At 59.5% G+C, this 13,513-nt stretch carries 17 protein-coding genes; 10 read left to right on the top strand and 7 right to left on the bottom strand.

From position 1 onward, the window contains the following. Window positions 1–57 precede the first annotated feature (57 nt). Window positions 58–672, top strand: a complete 615-nt coding sequence (locus tag GG681_RS06555) for an LbetaH domain-containing protein (RefSeq protein WP_153546348.1) — start codon at window positions 58–60, stop codon at window positions 670–672. Between the two features lie 163 nt (window positions 673–835). On the opposite strand, the gene phnF is transcribed toward GG681_RS06555, so the two are convergent. After that, window positions 836–1,561: a phosphonate metabolism transcriptional regulator PhnF gene (gene phnF / locus GG681_RS06550; protein ID WP_153546346.1), complete on the bottom strand. Its 726-nt coding sequence runs from the start codon at window positions 1,559–1,561 to the stop codon at window positions 836–838. A gap of 116 nt (window positions 1,562–1,677) precedes the next feature. Between phnF and phnG the strand changes: the two genes are divergently transcribed. The 8 genes from phnG to phnN are packed head-to-tail and all read left to right on the top strand — an operon-like array spanning window position 1,678 to window position 7,497. Further along, complete coding sequence (gene phnG / locus GG681_RS06545; protein WP_153546344.1) at window positions 1,678–2,130, top strand: phosphonate C-P lyase system protein PhnG; 453 nt, start codon at window positions 1,678–1,680, stop codon at window positions 2,128–2,130. Continuing rightward, on the top strand, window positions 2,130–2,723 hold the full coding sequence (phnH, locus tag GG681_RS06540; RefSeq protein WP_153546342.1) for a phosphonate C-P lyase system protein PhnH: 594 nt from the start codon (window positions 2,130–2,132) through the stop codon (window positions 2,721–2,723). The genes phnG and phnH overlap by 1 nt, the downstream gene beginning before the upstream one ends. Window positions 2,724–2,726: 3 nt before the next feature. Beyond that, window positions 2,727–3,818 carry a carbon-phosphorus lyase complex subunit PhnI gene (locus GG681_RS06535; RefSeq protein ID WP_153546340.1) on the top strand — a complete coding sequence of 364 codons (1,092 nt, stop codon included), beginning with the start codon at window positions 2,727–2,729 and terminating at the stop codon, window positions 3,816–3,818. A 42-nt stretch (window positions 3,819–3,860) separates the two neighbouring features. After that, on the top strand, window positions 3,861–4,733 hold the full coding sequence (locus GG681_RS06530; RefSeq protein WP_153546338.1) for an alpha-D-ribose 1-methylphosphonate 5-phosphate C-P-lyase PhnJ: 873 nt from the start codon (window positions 3,861–3,863) through the stop codon (window positions 4,731–4,733). Beyond that, window positions 4,730–5,473: an alpha/beta fold hydrolase gene (locus GG681_RS06525; RefSeq protein ID WP_153546335.1), complete on the top strand. Its 744-nt coding sequence runs from the start codon at window positions 4,730–4,732 to the stop codon at window positions 5,471–5,473. The genes GG681_RS06530 and GG681_RS06525 overlap by 4 nt, the downstream gene beginning before the upstream one ends. Continuing rightward, window positions 5,470–6,240, top strand: coding sequence for a phosphonate C-P lyase system protein PhnK (phnK, locus tag GG681_RS06520; RefSeq protein WP_153546333.1), 771 nt, complete (start codon window positions 5,470–5,472; stop codon window positions 6,238–6,240). Before GG681_RS06525 ends, phnK begins: the two co-directional genes overlap by 4 nt. 10 nt (window positions 6,241–6,250) lie before the next feature. Beyond that, complete coding sequence (gene phnL, locus GG681_RS06515; protein WP_153546331.1) at window positions 6,251–6,934, top strand: phosphonate C-P lyase system protein PhnL; 684 nt, start codon at window positions 6,251–6,253, stop codon at window positions 6,932–6,934. Continuing rightward, entirely contained in the window at window positions 6,931–7,497 is a 567-nt protein-coding gene (gene phnN / locus GG681_RS06510; RefSeq protein WP_153546329.1) for a phosphonate metabolism protein/1,5-bisphosphokinase (PRPP-forming) PhnN, read from the top strand. The genes phnL and phnN overlap by 4 nt, the downstream gene beginning before the upstream one ends. On the opposite strand, the gene GG681_RS06505 is transcribed toward phnN, so the two are convergent. Continuing rightward, window positions 7,476–8,162, bottom strand: coding sequence for a DUF1045 domain-containing protein (locus GG681_RS06505; protein WP_153546327.1), 687 nt, complete (start codon window positions 8,160–8,162; stop codon window positions 7,476–7,478). The two genes, phnN and GG681_RS06505, sit on opposite strands and share 22 nt — an antisense overlap. Window positions 8,163–8,214: 52 nt before the next feature. Here GG681_RS06505 and GG681_RS06500 point away from each other — a divergent pair, with 52 nt between their 5' ends. Beyond that, complete coding sequence (locus GG681_RS06500; protein ID WP_153546325.1) at window positions 8,215–9,357, top strand: alpha-D-ribose 1-methylphosphonate 5-triphosphate diphosphatase; 1,143 nt, start codon at window positions 8,215–8,217, stop codon at window positions 9,355–9,357. A 124-nt stretch (window positions 9,358–9,481) separates the two neighbouring features. On the opposite strand, the gene GG681_RS06495 is transcribed toward GG681_RS06500, so the two are convergent. From GG681_RS06495 to GG681_RS06475, 5 genes are read right to left on the bottom strand one after another with little or no spacing between them, the layout of a single operon-like run. Continuing rightward, entirely contained in the window at window positions 9,482–9,985 is a 504-nt protein-coding gene (locus tag GG681_RS06495) for a class I SAM-dependent methyltransferase (protein WP_153546323.1), read from the bottom strand. Next, a complete protein-coding gene (locus GG681_RS06490; protein ID WP_153546321.1) occupies window positions 9,975–10,721 on the bottom strand; it encodes a polysaccharide deacetylase family protein in 747 nt (248 codons plus the stop codon). The genes GG681_RS06495 and GG681_RS06490 overlap by 11 nt, the downstream gene beginning before the upstream one ends. Then, window positions 10,711–11,844, bottom strand: a complete 1,134-nt coding sequence (locus GG681_RS06485; protein ID WP_153546319.1) for a glycosyltransferase family protein — start codon at window positions 11,842–11,844, stop codon at window positions 10,711–10,713. The genes GG681_RS06490 and GG681_RS06485 overlap by 11 nt, the downstream gene beginning before the upstream one ends. Beyond that, on the bottom strand, window positions 11,841–12,431 hold the full coding sequence (locus GG681_RS06480; protein ID WP_153546317.1) for a histidine phosphatase family protein: 591 nt from the start codon (window positions 12,429–12,431) through the stop codon (window positions 11,841–11,843). The genes GG681_RS06485 and GG681_RS06480 overlap by 4 nt, the downstream gene beginning before the upstream one ends. Then, window positions 12,428–13,513: a glycosyltransferase family 4 protein gene (locus tag GG681_RS06475; RefSeq protein ID WP_153546315.1), complete on the bottom strand. Its 1,086-nt coding sequence runs from the start codon at window positions 13,511–13,513 to the stop codon at window positions 12,428–12,430. The genes GG681_RS06480 and GG681_RS06475 overlap by 4 nt, the downstream gene beginning before the upstream one ends.

The raw sequence follows: 13,513 nt of genomic DNA, 5'->3' as shown, positions 1-13,513 counted from the left end.
CGCCTTTTTTGCAGGCGAGGTTCCGTTCAATGAGGCCCGTCTAGATAGGAGAGCAAGATGGCGCGTTTGCAGGCAGATGAAGCAGTGGTTCACCCAGAGTGTCATATTTCCGGCTCGGTGCTTGGGGCCTATGTGGAAATTGGTGCGGGCACGCGGCTCGCGCATGTGAATATGGGCGATTACAGCTATTGTGACCGCTTTTGTGATCTGGCCAATGTGCGCGTTGGCAAGTTCTGCAATATCGCAAGTTTTGTGCGCATTGGGGCGACGGATCATCCGATCGAGAAAGCCTCACTGCATCATTTCCTGTATCGCTCTGCGTCTTATTGGGATGATGAAAGCGATGATGCGGCCTGGTTTGCCAAACGCGCAGGACGGATTGCCCATATCGGCCATGACACCTGGATCGGTCATGGTGCGATGATCAAACCCGAAGTGACGATTGGCACCGGTGCCATTGTTGCAGCGGGCGCAATCGTGACAAAAGACGTGGCACCTTACACCATTGTGGGCGGCAATACGGCACAGCTGATCCGCAAGCGATTTGATGACCAGATCGCAGAGCGTTTGCAGGCGCTTGCATGGTGGGATTGGAGCCATGCGGCGTTGCAGGCCGCATTGCCGGATTTCCGCGCATTGCCGATCGAGGCGTTTTTGGAAAAATATGAGTGAGCAGGTAGGGCGGGGCTCCCGCGCCGCTGCGCTGCCCTAAAGGGCCGCACAAAGCGCCTTGGGCCCGGCAGCTGCGCTGCGGTTGCATCTGGCTGCGCGCGCAGCGCGCCACGCCCAACGGGAGCGGATGTTGGCAAGACATCCGGTGACGGGCGGGAGAGTTTTAGACGTCTTCGGCCGCCAGGGTCAGGGTGATGCGCGGGCCTGCAAAATAGGTGGTGCCATATTCAATGGGCACCCCGTCGGCATCCACATTGACACTGACTGAACGCAACAGCGGCGCGCCTTCTGGTAGCATCAGGTGCAGCGCCTGGGTTGCGCTGGCGGCAACCGCCGTCAGTCGGGTCCAGGCGCGGGTGTAGTCTGCAATGCCAAAGTGGGCGAAGGTTTCCGTTACCGACTGGGTCTTGCGGTGGACCTCTTCAAAACCTTGGAAACGCGCGGCTGGAAAGCAGCTTTGCGCCACTGTCACCGGCTGGCCATCGGCAAAGGACAGGCCGTCGCTTGCATAGATCAGATCCCCTATCGCCAGATCCAGCGCCTCGGCCTCTTTGGCATCAGCTCCGCGGCTGGTGATCGCCAGCAGCTTGCCGCTGGGTTCACGCCCGGCCGCGCGCAGGCTTTTGCGAAAGCGTACACGTTTGCCGATTGGATAGTCTGTTGGTGCAGCGGCCACAAACACACCCGCGCCGCGACGCGCATGTACCAGTCCTTGGTCGGCAAGATCACCAAGCGCGCGCCGCACCGTGTGCCGGTTGACGCCAAACTGGGCCGAAAGTTGGGCCTCAGACGGTAGTTTGCTGCCGGTCTGATAGCGGCCGCGCGCAATGTCATCTGTCAGTGCCAGGGCAATGGATTTCCAGACGGGGGTGCGGGAGTTTGGTGGCATGGCCTGCTCTTGTCTTGAAAAATTCACAAAACGCGGATTGGCGCAGCCACCCGAGTCAGCTAATATTTGTCTAGTTGTATAGTATAGCTAGACAAGGTTGCCAAGAGGCCAATGACATGAAGACTGAAAGCATGCAGGCAGCGCGAAAAGCCTGGATGAGTGTGCTGGCGCAGGCGGATGCGGATCATCTTGCCACGCTTTGGGCTGAGTTCGGCCGGGATCCCGGCTTTAGCTGGCTGCGTGCGCCCGAGGTGGGGGGCGTTATGGTGCGTGGCCGTATGGGCGGCACCGGTGCCCCGTTTAATCTGGGTGAAATGACAGTGACGCGCTGCGCGCTGTCGCTGGAAAACGGCGCGGTTGGCCATGGCTATGTGCAAGGGCGCAGCAAGGTGCAGGCCGAAATCGCCGCCAAGGTGGATGCATTGATGCAGGGCGCAGAGGCGGCAGAGCTGGAGCGGGTTGTTCTGACCCCGTTGCGCGACGCACGCGACAGCCAAAAGGCCAAGCGGGCCGACAAAGCAGCAGCAACCAAAGTGGACTTTTTCACCCTGGCGCGGGGAGAGGATTGATGCAGCAGACAGATAATCAATCAACAGACACGCATTTCAGCGGTGGTTTTGCCAATCCGCCCGTAGACGCGGCACATGCGTTTCGCGCGGCAATGAATGCAATGGCACGCCCGGGTGAAGTTTTTGACATTACCGGTGCATGCGCGCCTGCGGGGATTTCTGACGCGGCAGCCTCGCTTTTGCTGACGCTGTGTGATCCGGAAACAAAGCTCTATCTGGCGCAGGACGTCGATAGTGCAGCGCTGCGCAGCTGGGTCACTTTTCACACTGGTGCGCCCCTTGTTGCGGCTCAAGATGCGGATTTTGCCCTGGGCTCATGGGATGCGCTGATGCCGCTTGATCAATACCGGATTGGCACTGCGGAATATCCTGATCGCTCTGCCACGTTGATTGTGGAGCTGGCAGAGTTTTCCGCCCCCAATGCACGCCTCAAGGGACCCGGCATCAAAGACAGCGTTCAGATGATGCTGCCGGATGTGCCTGCGCTTGCGCGCAACAGCGTGCTTTATCCGCAAGGGGTAGATTTCTTTTTCACAGCGGGTGCTCAGGTGATGGGCCTGCCGCGCTCCAGTCAGATCACAGCGGAGGGATAAGCGATGTATGTAGCTGTAAAAGGCGGCGAACGCGCGATTGACAATGCCCATGCCTGGCTGGCCGAAGAGCGCCGTGGCGACATGGATATTGCGGAGCTCTCGATTGCGCAGATCCGCGAACAACTGGCGCTGGCGGTGAACCGGGTGATGGCGGAAGGCTCGCTTTATGATCCTGATCTTGCGGCGCTGGCGATCAAACAGGCGCGCGGGGATCTGATTGAAGCGATTTTCCTTATTCGCGCCTATCGCACCACTCTGCCGCGCTTTGGCACAAGCCTGCCGCTGGAAACTTCTGAGATGGCCTGTGATCGTCGGATTTCGGCAACCTTTAAGGATGTGCCGGGCGGGCAGGTTCTGGGGCCAACCTTTGACTACACCCACCGTTTGCTGGATTTCAAACTGGCTGCCGAAGGGGAATTGCCTGAGGCCCCCACGGCCGATGGGCGCACCGAGCCAACTCCGCGGGTGACAAGCTTTCTGGGTCAAGATGGTCTGATCGAGGAAGAGCTCAAAAGTGATGCAACCCCACGTGACATCACTCGCGAGCCGATGTCATATCCGGCGGACCGGGCCACGCGGCTGCAGAATCTGACCCGCGCGGATGAGGGTTTTCTGCTGAGCATGGCCTATTCCACCCAGCGTGGATATGGGCGCAACCACGCCTTTGTTGGTGAGTTGCGTATTGGCAAGGTGGCGGTTGAGATGGAGATCCCCGAGCTGGGATTTGCCATTGAAATTGGTGAGATGGAGCTGACGGAATGTGAAACCGTCAACCAGTTCAAAGGCTCCAAGGTGGAACCGCCGCAGTTCACCCGTGGTTATGGTCTGGTGATGGGCCTGACTGAGCGCAAGGCGATTGCCATGGCGCTGGTGGACCGGGCGCTGCGTTGGCAAGAGCTTGGCGAAGACAATTCCGGCGCGCCTGCGCAGGATGAAGAATTTGTGCTGAGCCACAGCGACAATATTCAGGCGACCGGATTTTTGGAACACATCAAGCTGCCTCACTATGTGGATTTCCAGGCAGAGCTTGAACTGGTGCGCAAACTGCGTGCTGAGGCTGAGGCAAATGTCGCCGCGCAGGAGGCTGAGAAATGAGCATTTTGCAACACGATGCCAAAGTGAAAAAGGATGCCCAATATGTCTGACTACAACTTTGCATATCTCGACGAGCAGACCAAGCGGATGATCCGTCGCGCGATCCTGAAAGGTCTGGCGATCCCCGGCTATCAGGTGCCTTTTGCCAGCCGTGAAATGCCAATGCCTTATGGCTGGGGTACCGGTGGGGTGCAGGTTTCTGCCGCCACCTTGACGCCGGATGACACGCTGAAGGTTATCGATCAGGGTGCGGATGACACCACCAATGCGGTGTCGATCCGCAAGTTCTTTGAACGCACGGCTGAGGTGGCCACCACCGAAGAGACCGATAAGGCCAGCGTCATCCAGACCCGTCACCGCATTCCTGAAGCCGAGCTGCGTGAAGATCAGATCCTGGTCTATCAGGTGCCGATCCCAGAACCCTTGCGGTTTCTGGAGCCACGCGAGACCGAGACCCGCAAGATGCATGCGTTGGAAGAATATGGCCTTATGCATGTGAAGCTTTATGAAGACATCAGCCAGCATGGCGCGATTGCGACCTCATATGCCTATCCGGTTAAGGTGGAAGATCGCTATGTGATGGATCCAAGCCCGATCCCCAAATTCGACAATCCGAAAATGGAGATGGCGGCGATTCAGCTGTTTGGTGCCGGACGTGAGCAGCGCATTTATGCGGTGCCGCCCTATACCAAGATCGTCAGCCTTGATTTTGAAGATTACCCGTTTGAAGCCAGCAAAGCCGATCACGCCTGTGATCTGTGTGGGGCCGAAGACTCCTATCTGGATGAGGTGATCATGGATGATCAGGGCGGGCGGATGTTTGTGTGTTCGGACACCGATTACTGCCGGTCGCGCCGTGCGGCGGGCCATGTTGGCCGATTGGGCACAGAAGAGGAACTGGAGATGGGTGCATGAACACCCCGCGCCAGACCATAGATTGCGGATCGGGGCCTGCGCTGGTGCTGTTGCACGGCGCGGGTGTTGATCCGGATCTGTGGCAGCCACAGATAGCGCATTTCAGCCAGACCCATCGGGTGATTGCGCCGGTCTTGCCGGGGCATGCGGGCAGGCCGCCAGTTGCTTCGGTTGAAGCCATGGCAGAGGATGTGCTGCGCCAGCTTGATGGTGTGGCGGAATTTGCGCTGGTGGGTCTGTCGCTTGGGGGGATGGTGGCGCTGGAGATTGCCGCGCGTTGCCCCGAGCGGGTGACCCATCTGGTGCTGGCGGAATCGGTGCCCTGTGTGGTCAGCACCCCAATCGGCCGGGCGCTGATGGCGGGAACGCTTGCGATCATGGGGCGGATCCCGCCGCGCTGGATGGCGTGGTTGCCCGCAAAACATCTGGGTGCGGCCAGCGCTGAGGCTGCGGCCTATCTGGTTGCGCGCCTGAAAGAGACCCGTGCGCAAGACAATCGCGCCGTGTTGAATCTGGCCTTGCGCTATGATGGCCGCCGCCATCTGGCGCAGATCACGTCACCTGCGCTTGTCGTAGTGGGCGCATTGAACCGGGCCACACATGCGCGTGCGCACGCTATGGCACAGGCCATGGCGCAGGCGCAGTTTACTACATTGGCGGATGCGTCTCATTTGGTGAACTGGGACGCGAGAGACGCTTTTAATCAGACTTTGTCATCATTCTTGGGAGATCCCCTATGACACCCTTGTTGCAGGTACAGGGTATTCGCAAAACCTACGGCAGCTTTGTTGGCTGCACCGACGTGAATTTTGATCTTTATCCCGGTGAGGTGATGGGGATCGTAGGCGAAAGTGGTTCAGGTAAATCCACATTGCTGAACTGCCTTGCAGGTCATCTGGAACCAGATGCAGGCAAAGTGGTGTTTGACACACTTGCCGATGGGCCGGTGGACACGGTCACCATGTCAGAACCCGAACGCCGGATGCTCAGCCGTACCGATTGGGCCTTTGTGCATCAGCATGCGCGCGATGGGCTGCGTATGTCGGTTTCGGCTGGCGGCAATATCGGCGAACGGCTGATGGCTGTTGGCGATCGCCATTATGGCGATATTCGTGAGCGCGCGATTGATTGGCTGGGCCGGGTGGAAATCAAGGAAGAGCGGGTCGATGATCGTCCCTCGGCCTTTTCCGGTGGTATGCAGCAGCGTTTGCAGATTGCCCGCAACCTGGTGACCGGGCCGCGGCTTGTGTTCATGGATGAACCCACGGGTGGTTTGGATGTATCCGTTCAGGCGCGGCTTTTGGATCTGTTGCGCGGGCTGGTGCGCGAAATGGGGCTGAGCGCCATTATCGTGACCCATGATCTGGCGGTGGTGCGCCTGCTGGCGGATCGTCTGATGGTGATGAAAGATGGCCAGGTGGTGGAAACCGGCCTGACCGATCAGGTGCTGGATGACCCGCAACACGGCTACACCCAGTTGCTGGTGTCCAGCGTTCTGCAAGTGTGAGGGTGAGAGAATGATTGAACTCAATAATGTGAGCAAAAGCTTTACCCTGCACAATCAGGGCAGCGCGGTGATCCCGGTGATGGAGGGGGCAAACCTCAAGGTTTCTCCTGGTGAATGTGTTGGTCTGATTGGCGCGTCGGGGGCGGGGAAATCCACCCTGATGCGGCTGATTTACGGCAATTATCTTGCGGCAAGCGGTGAGATCCTGATTGGTGATGTGGATGTCGCCAAGGCCGAACCGCGCGAAATTCTGGCGCTGAGACGCGAAACGCTGGGCTATGTCAGCCAGTTTCTGCGGGTGGTGCCTCGGGTTGCAACTTTGGATGTGGTTGCAGAGCCATTGCTGGCCGTGGGTGTGGAACAGAATGCGGCGCGTGATAAGGCGGCGACACTTCTGGCGCAGCTCAATATCCCCGAACGTCTGTGGTCGCTGAGCCCCACAACATTTTCGGGTGGCGAGCAGCAGCGGGTGAATATCGCGCGTGGTTTTGCCTATGATTATCCGGCGATGCTGTTGGATGAGCCAACCGCAAGTCTGGACGCGCAAAACCGGGCTACCGTGCTGGGGCTGATCAACTCTGCCAAAGAACGCGGGGCGGCGATTGTGGGGATCTTCCACGATGAGGCGGCGCGCGAAGAGGTCTGTGATCGTTTCATCGATGTAACCGGCTTTTCGCCGCAGGTGGCGGCATGACGCAACAGCAAAAATTGGGGCCGGTGATTGCGATCGTTGGCCCCTCGGGCGTGGGCAAAGACAGTTTGATGGAGGCCTTGGTTGCGGCAGATCCGCGCCTGAGCCTTTTGAAACGCGTGATCACCCGCGCCGCTGATGCTGGCGGCGAAGATTATACCCCGGTGTCAGAGGCTGAGTTTTCCAAGCGGGTCGCGGCGGGGGAGTTTGCGCTCCACTGGCCTGCGCATGGGCTGTTTTACGGCGTGCCTGCCGATGCGGTTACTGCGCAGCGCGCTGACGGGCGCGGGGTGTTGGTAAATTTCTCCCGCGCGGTGCTGCATCAGGCACAAGAGACCTTTGGCAATTTCATTGTGCTGAATGTCACCGCAAGCCCCGAGGTTCTGGCTGCGCGTCTGGCCGGGCGGGGTCGCGAATCTGCTGATGAGCAGAAAAAACGCCTGGCGCAGGCGGCAAAACCGCTGCCTGACGGGCTGGAGCAGGTCTACACCATCGATAACAGCGGTGAATTGAGCGCGGCCGTGCAAGCCGCGCTTGAGGTCATTTACCCCGCGGCGAGGGCGTAGCGGTGGATGAGGTGAAACCGCCCATCCTCAGCCTCGCCCATCAGCGCAAGATCGCTGATTTCAAACGGGTGTGGCAGCAGGGGCTTGAGCTCTTCGGTAAGGGCCGCCTCAACCGCGGGCAAGTCCGCCTTGGGCAGCTTGCCGGTCAGCGTGATGTGAAAGCGGAACTGATCCAGCACGTAAGGGTAGCCCCATTTCACCAGATGCGCGTCCTGTTCAGCCGTCAGACCATTGGCGCGGCGTTTTTCCAGATCCGCCTCAGTGAGCGGGGCGCGAAAGGCATCGAGTTCGGTGACACAGGCGGCGGCCAGCGCATTCAGCGCGCTTTCATCGCCGATGGTGCGCAGGGCAAGAAAACGACCAAGGCGGGCAATTTCCAACCCGTCAAGCGTCACAGGTTTCTGCTTTGCTGCCAGGGTCTTGCAGGCGTCATGCAGCGCTTCATAGCTCTGCCCTTCGGCGAGGCGCATTGGGGGCTTCATGGTGGCATGCAGCCCGTATTTGCGCGGCACCTGGGTGATCGCTGCGATATCCAGACCCGAGATTGCGGGATGCGCCACCTCGCGCCCCTTCTCCATATCCCAGCCGAGCCAGCTGGTGGCAAATTGGCTCCACGCCGCATGGGCGGGGGGCGCAAAATAAATCGCGTATCGCGTGAATGTCATAAAGGCCTCCTATACGTGGCCGTTCCCATAGCCCGAAAGATGTGAAACTGAGATGACAGAAGAATTGATCCTTGCCAATGCGACAGTTGTTTTGGCTGATGAGACCATCACTGGATGTGTAAAATGCGTGGGCGAGCACATCAGTGATATTTCCACAGGCACCAGCGTGCCAGCGGGGGCCATTGACTGCGAGGGGGATTTTGTCAGCCCCGGTCTGGTGGAACTGCATACCGACAATCTGGAGCGTCACATCCAGCCGCGCCCCAAGGTGGACTGGCCCCATGCGGCGGCGATCATCGCTCATGACGCAGAACTTGCAAGCACCGGTATCACCACTGTGTTTGATGCACTGCGGGTGGGTTCGATCCGGCGCGAGGGTGCGAATTATGCCAAATACGCGCGTGGGCTTGCCAGTGAGCTGTGGGATCTGCGCGAGCAAGACGCGCTGAAAATCAGCCATTTTTTGCACCTGCGGGCTGAAGTCTGCTCGGAAACCCTGGCTGAAGAGCTGGATGAGTTTGGTGCCGAAGATCGGGTGGGGCTTGTGTCTTTGATGGATCACACGCCGGGGCAGCGCCAGTTTCGCGATGTGACCAAGCTGGAGGCCTATGTAAAGGGCAAACATGGCTTTGATGACGCGGGCTTTCAAAAGCATATCGCTGAGCTGAAAGAGATGCGTGACATCTATGGCGACAAGCATGAGGCTGACACTGTCAAAGCTGCGGCGCGGTTTGGTGCGGTATTGGCGAGCCACGATGACACCACAGCAGATCAGGTCGCGACATCCGCTGGTTACGGCATTCACTTGGCAGAGTTTCCCACCACGGTCGAAGCCGCGCGGGCCTGCCACAGCCACGATATCAAAGTGATGATGGGGGCACCGAACCTCATTCGTGGCGGGTCGCACTCCGGCAATGTGGCAGCACAGGAGCTGGCGGAACTGGAGCTTTTGGATATCGTGTCATCGGATTACGTGCCTGCGGCGCTTTTGATGTCTGCGGTCAAACTGGGTGACATCTGGGGCGATATGGCCCGCGGACTGTCCACGGTGACGGCAGCGCCTGCGGATGCGGTGCGATTGCAGGATCGCGGACGTATTGAGGTGGGCAAACGTGGCGATCTCATCCGTTTCCGGATGCGCGGTGGTGCGCCTGCATTGCGGGGCGTCTGGTCGCGTGCCGAGCGGGTTGCATAAGCAAGGCTCTCCCGCGCTTTGAACCATCTGAGCGATGGTTAAACCTTGGGCCTGGCGCCGCACCTTTGGTGCGGCGCGGGTCGCGCCGGAGGCGCGAAACACCTCTTGGCCAATTTGTTGCGTGTTATGCGCTGCGGTAGAACATGTAGCGGCCCTCGGGGATGTCTGCCGGTTCGGGGAGCTGTTCAAAGCCAATCAATGGCTGATCTGACAGGATCATGCCACCGGGCACCATCAAGGGCGCAATGAGTTTGGAGAGCTCGGCCGCGATTTCGTGATCGCGTGCATCATGCCCGGTGCCAAGATCGTAGTGGGCCAATGCAATCGGCGCCTTACGGTTGGTAAGTTCCAAGAGCATGGCATCTGCATCCCCTTGCAGGAAATCCGCCTCGGGTGGTACGCAGGCCGGGTGGCAGGCCAGCTGGCGGTCGATCACCCAGATGCGGCGTTCGGGCATCAAATGGCGCAGGTGATCATAGCTGCGCCCATTGCCGAGACCAATTTCCAGCACATCACCTTTGATTTCTGCGATCTCAGCACTGGCCCAGGCGAGGCCGTCGCGCTGCGCACTCAGGCGGCGGATCACACTGTCGAGGCGGCTGCGACCGGGTTTTGCATCATGCGTCATCTTCGTCGTGGCTCCAGATATGGCTGGGCCCCTCAAGGAGGCGGGCCAGCAGGCTGTGGGTGAAATTCCAGATTGCATCATCATGCACCAGATGATGGGTCAAAATTCCGTAAGGCTCAGTTGCGTCGCTGCGCCCTTCGCGGCGGTCTTTCAGCTGGACGCAGAGCTGGGTGATCAAAGTTTCAGGCAGCACAAGAGAACGGCTGCCACGCCAGGCGATCGGATCTAGATGGGTGTTGATCTGTAAAAGGCCCGGTGCGGCACATGCTGCGCTGCGCGGGGTAAAGGTCGAAAGCGCGCGATAGCCGAGACCCGCGAGACCCGCGGTCACATCAGCGCCAATCCGGTTCCAGGGTGGCACAAACATCGGGCATAGCCGCGCGCCAAAGAGCGTTTTCAGCCGCTGAAGCCCTTGTTGCGCGTCCTGCAGGGCATCGCTGCGGCCTGCGCCAAATTCCGCTTTCTTTTTCCCATGAGGCGCGTGAGACAGATGCGCCCAGCCGTGCACAACAGGGATGAAACAGCTCTGAAGATTGTTAGCCAATGCCTGTGTCGCGTCTTTGGGAATGATCGCAAGATGGACCGGCAGGCCAAGATCCTGTGACAGCGTGCTGAGCTGTTCAAGCGCCCGCGTGGGGGCAATGGCATCATCATCGCGCCACCAGATCGGCAGTGTCAGCCCCTCATCGCGCCAGATTTGCAGCTCTCTTTCAAGTGGTGACCAATCAATGCGCATGTTGGCTGTCCTTCAGGAGGGCGCAGGTGATGCGCACCGCCTCTTCAGCGCCGTTAAACCCCTCATTCATTGCGGCGCGTTTGGGGGCGGAACGGATCTGGGTAACGGCGTTGAGCAGGCTTTCGGCGGTCAGATTGCTGTTTTTCACCACAGAAATGGCGTTGAGCTGGGAGAGCGCGGCGGCGCGCAGCCCCTGTTCGACCTCATTGCCCGCATCAAAGGGGACAAACACCGCGGGCACGCCGGTTTGCAACACATCCAATGCAGTGTTGTAACCGCACATGCTGATGGAGGCGGCGGCCCCCGCAAGCATCTGGCGAAAATCTGGGCGTGCGGGTTCAATAATGGCCGGAGAGTTGAGCGATTTCAACGCGGTGATACGGTCTGGCGTGCCTCCAACCAATAGTCTCCATGTAAGATCCGGCGTGTGTTTTGCGGCTTCACAGGCCGTGCGAAAAAGATCGTCGCCCACCGCGCCGCCCCCGGCGCTGACAAGGATTTCGCCGGTGCCAGCGGGTATTGGTGTTGGGGCAGGGGCCGCGACATAGCCGGTGTAGTGGAGTTTGGCTGCAAGCTGTTCTGATACCGGCCAACTGATGCTGAGCGGCGTGGTCGCTTCTAGTGAATGCACCAAAACCCCATCGTAAAACGCATCAATCATGGCCTCTGCGTGTTCGGACTTCTTGGGTTTTGAAGGTGGCGCAAGGATGTCGCGGATCGAGGCCAAGATCAGCGGCGGTTTGGCCGCTGCCTTGGCCGTTTCAAGCAGCGTGCCAAATTCATGGCGCAGGCTGCGGCGGCCAAAAGGGTAAAGTTCGGTGATCAGGACGTCTGGTTTGAACTCCGTAAAAGCGCGCACCAAAGCGTCGCGTCTGGCCGTCAGGTAGGTGTCATCTGCCACGTCGTTTGTTTGGGTCAAAAGGCGGGAGAAATTCACCCCGTCTGAGCGCAGAGGCGGCAGTTGCACCAGGGCGAGATCGTCCATCGCAAGCTGCGGGGCTTTCATTCCGCCGGAAACGATTTGCACCTGATGGCCCGCATCTTGAAAAGCGCGCCCCAAAGTGCGCGCACGGGCAAGATGGCCGGTGCCGAGCAGATGGGTGACAACGATCTGAACCTTCATGTGTTGTCACCTTTCAGCAGCCGTACGGGATCGGGCCATGGGGTGAGGGTGCTGTGGTTAATTTCGACCACAAACAGACGGTTTCGTTTCACCGCAAAGGGCGCAGGGCCAGTGAAACCCCAGCCATAGGCGCGTGCCAGAATGACCCGCATGATGCCGATATGGCAGATTGCAACGGTGTCGCCTTTGGGCAAGGCGTCGATCCAGGGCTTTAGGCGCTGCCAGATTTCAGCTGGAGTTTCGCCATTTGGCGGTCGGTAATCCCAGCCCCAGTCTTCGAGATTGCGATAGCCGCTGTTGGGATCTGCCAATAGGTCGCGGCCCTGCTGGCCTTCCCAATCGCCCCAGTTCATCTCCATCAGCGCAGCGTCTGGTGTGGGGGCACGGCCTGCAACGAGTTCAGCGGTTTCGCGGGCGCGTACCAGCGGGCTCGACACCAGATGCGCGTGATCCCACGGCGCAGGCAGGGTTTGCGCGGCAAGCTCGGATCGGGCGTCTTCATCCAGCGCAATATCGCTGCGGCCCTGTATGCGGCCTGCGCGGTTCCAGGGGGTATGGCCGTGGCGCAAAAGGGCAAGGCGGATCATGGGCTGCGCTCCAGCAAGGGGGTGATCAGGGTTTTGAAACGTTTGGCTGCGGCGGGCAGCAGGTGGTTTTGTTTTATATAGTTCTGGCAGGCCGTGCTGCGCGTTTTGGCACCATCACGATTGAGTGCGTCAATCGCAGCGGCAAAAGCTGAGGCACCGTCATCAGGAGCGGGGGCGGCGCTGCGTTCTGCAGGTGCTAGGATTTCCCGCAGGCCAGGGCGGTCCTGTGCGACCACTGGCACGCCTGCGGCCTGCGCTTCGAGGTAGACCATGCCAAAGGCCTCGTTGATGCCGGGCCAGAGGAAGCCGCGTGCCTTTGCCAGAAAACCAGCAATCTCAGCCGGGGTTTTCTGACCGTGGAAGGTGATGTGATCTTTCACCGGTTCAAAGGCTTCTTCCACCTCAGAGCGGGCGGGGCCATCACCGATGATGTCGAGCTGCCAATGCCCTGTGACCTGTTGCAGCGCCGCTGCAAGTAGCTGGTAAGACGCAAGTTTGTCACCTGCGCGCATCATTGCGACCGTCAGAAAGGGGCCCGATTGGGACGAGGTTGCTGGCAGGTCAGTAAGAGGCAGAAACGGTGCAAAAAGTTCTAGACGCTGCGTGCCCGCGCGATCGCGGATCAGGGTTTCTTGGTCGCGTTTGGTAAAAGACAGGATCAGATCCGCTGCGTCTGCGGCAGCGTGGGCTGCACGCGCAAACTGATCCCAGGGACCATCAAGACGTTTGTTCGCGCGCGTGCTTTCGATCTGCACGTAGGGCGCACCGCGCAGCTGGCTGAGCACCGGTCCCAAGAGATCAGGCGCTTTGTAGTAGTTGTGATAGGTCAGCCAAATATCGAAACGGGGCAGCTCGGTTGAAAGATACTGAACTTCTTTTTGTGCCTGCGTCATCAGCGCGTTTTGCGCCGCCACTTCGCCGTGTTTGTCGCGGGTGCACAGTTCGCTGACCAATGTGACGTCAAAGCCTGCGATACGCAGCATCTCCATCAGGTTGCGTGCAATAGCGCGATCCCCGGAGGGGGTGGGGTGATGCGGCGATTTCAGGGGCGCGTAAAACGCGACCCTGGGGCGTGCAGGCAT

This window comes from Tritonibacter aquimaris (genome assembly GCF_009617595.1).
Lineage (GTDB): Bacteria > Pseudomonadota > Alphaproteobacteria > Rhodobacterales > Rhodobacteraceae > Epibacterium > Epibacterium aquimaris.
The sequence above is the reverse complement of the archived record's forward strand: the minus strand, read 5'-3'. Positions and strand labels throughout refer to the sequence as shown.

Excerpts from the sequence above, each read along its gene's own strand:
- GG681_RS06505 (WP_153546327.1), bottom strand. The coding sequence starts at position 8,162 with ATGACATTCACGCGATACGCGATTTATTTTGCGCCCCCCGCCCATGCG.
- GG681_RS06490 (WP_153546321.1), bottom strand. The coding sequence starts at position 10,721 with ATGCGCATTGATTGGTCACCACTTGAAAGAGAGCTGCAAATCTGGCGC.
- phnN (WP_153546329.1), top strand. The coding sequence starts at position 6,931 with ATGACGCAACAGCAAAAATTGGGGCCGGTGATTGCGATCGTTGGCCCC.
- GG681_RS06480 (WP_153546317.1), bottom strand. The coding sequence starts at position 12,431 with ATGATCCGCCTTGCCCTTTTGCGCCACGGCCATACCCCCTGGAACCGC.
- GG681_RS06530 (WP_153546338.1), top strand. The coding sequence starts at position 3,861 with ATGTCTGACTACAACTTTGCATATCTCGACGAGCAGACCAAGCGGATG.
- GG681_RS06495 (WP_153546323.1), bottom strand. The coding sequence starts at position 9,985 with ATGACGCATGATGCAAAACCCGGTCGCAGCCGCCTCGACAGTGTGATC.
- GG681_RS06485 (WP_153546319.1), bottom strand. The coding sequence starts at position 11,844 with ATGAAGGTTCAGATCGTTGTCACCCATCTGCTCGGCACCGGCCATCTT.
- GG681_RS06500 (WP_153546325.1), top strand. The coding sequence starts at position 8,215 with ATGACAGAAGAATTGATCCTTGCCAATGCGACAGTTGTTTTGGCTGAT.
- phnH (WP_153546342.1), top strand. The coding sequence starts at position 2,130 with ATGCAGCAGACAGATAATCAATCAACAGACACGCATTTCAGCGGTGGT.
- phnK (WP_153546333.1), top strand. The coding sequence starts at position 5,470 with ATGACACCCTTGTTGCAGGTACAGGGTATTCGCAAAACCTACGGCAGC.
- phnG (WP_153546344.1), top strand. The coding sequence starts at position 1,678 with ATGAAGACTGAAAGCATGCAGGCAGCGCGAAAAGCCTGGATGAGTGTG.
- phnF (WP_153546346.1), bottom strand. The coding sequence starts at position 1,561 with ATGCCACCAAACTCCCGCACCCCCGTCTGGAAATCCATTGCCCTGGCA.
- GG681_RS06535 (WP_153546340.1), top strand. The coding sequence starts at position 2,727 with ATGTATGTAGCTGTAAAAGGCGGCGAACGCGCGATTGACAATGCCCAT.
- GG681_RS06525 (WP_153546335.1), top strand. The coding sequence starts at position 4,730 with ATGAACACCCCGCGCCAGACCATAGATTGCGGATCGGGGCCTGCGCTG.
- phnL (WP_153546331.1), top strand. The coding sequence starts at position 6,251 with ATGATTGAACTCAATAATGTGAGCAAAAGCTTTACCCTGCACAATCAG.
- GG681_RS06475 (WP_153546315.1), bottom strand. The coding sequence starts at position 13,513 with ATGCCTGCACGCCCCAGGGTCGCGTTTTACGCGCCCCTGAAATCGCCG.
- GG681_RS06555 (WP_153546348.1), top strand. The coding sequence starts at position 58 with ATGGCGCGTTTGCAGGCAGATGAAGCAGTGGTTCACCCAGAGTGTCAT.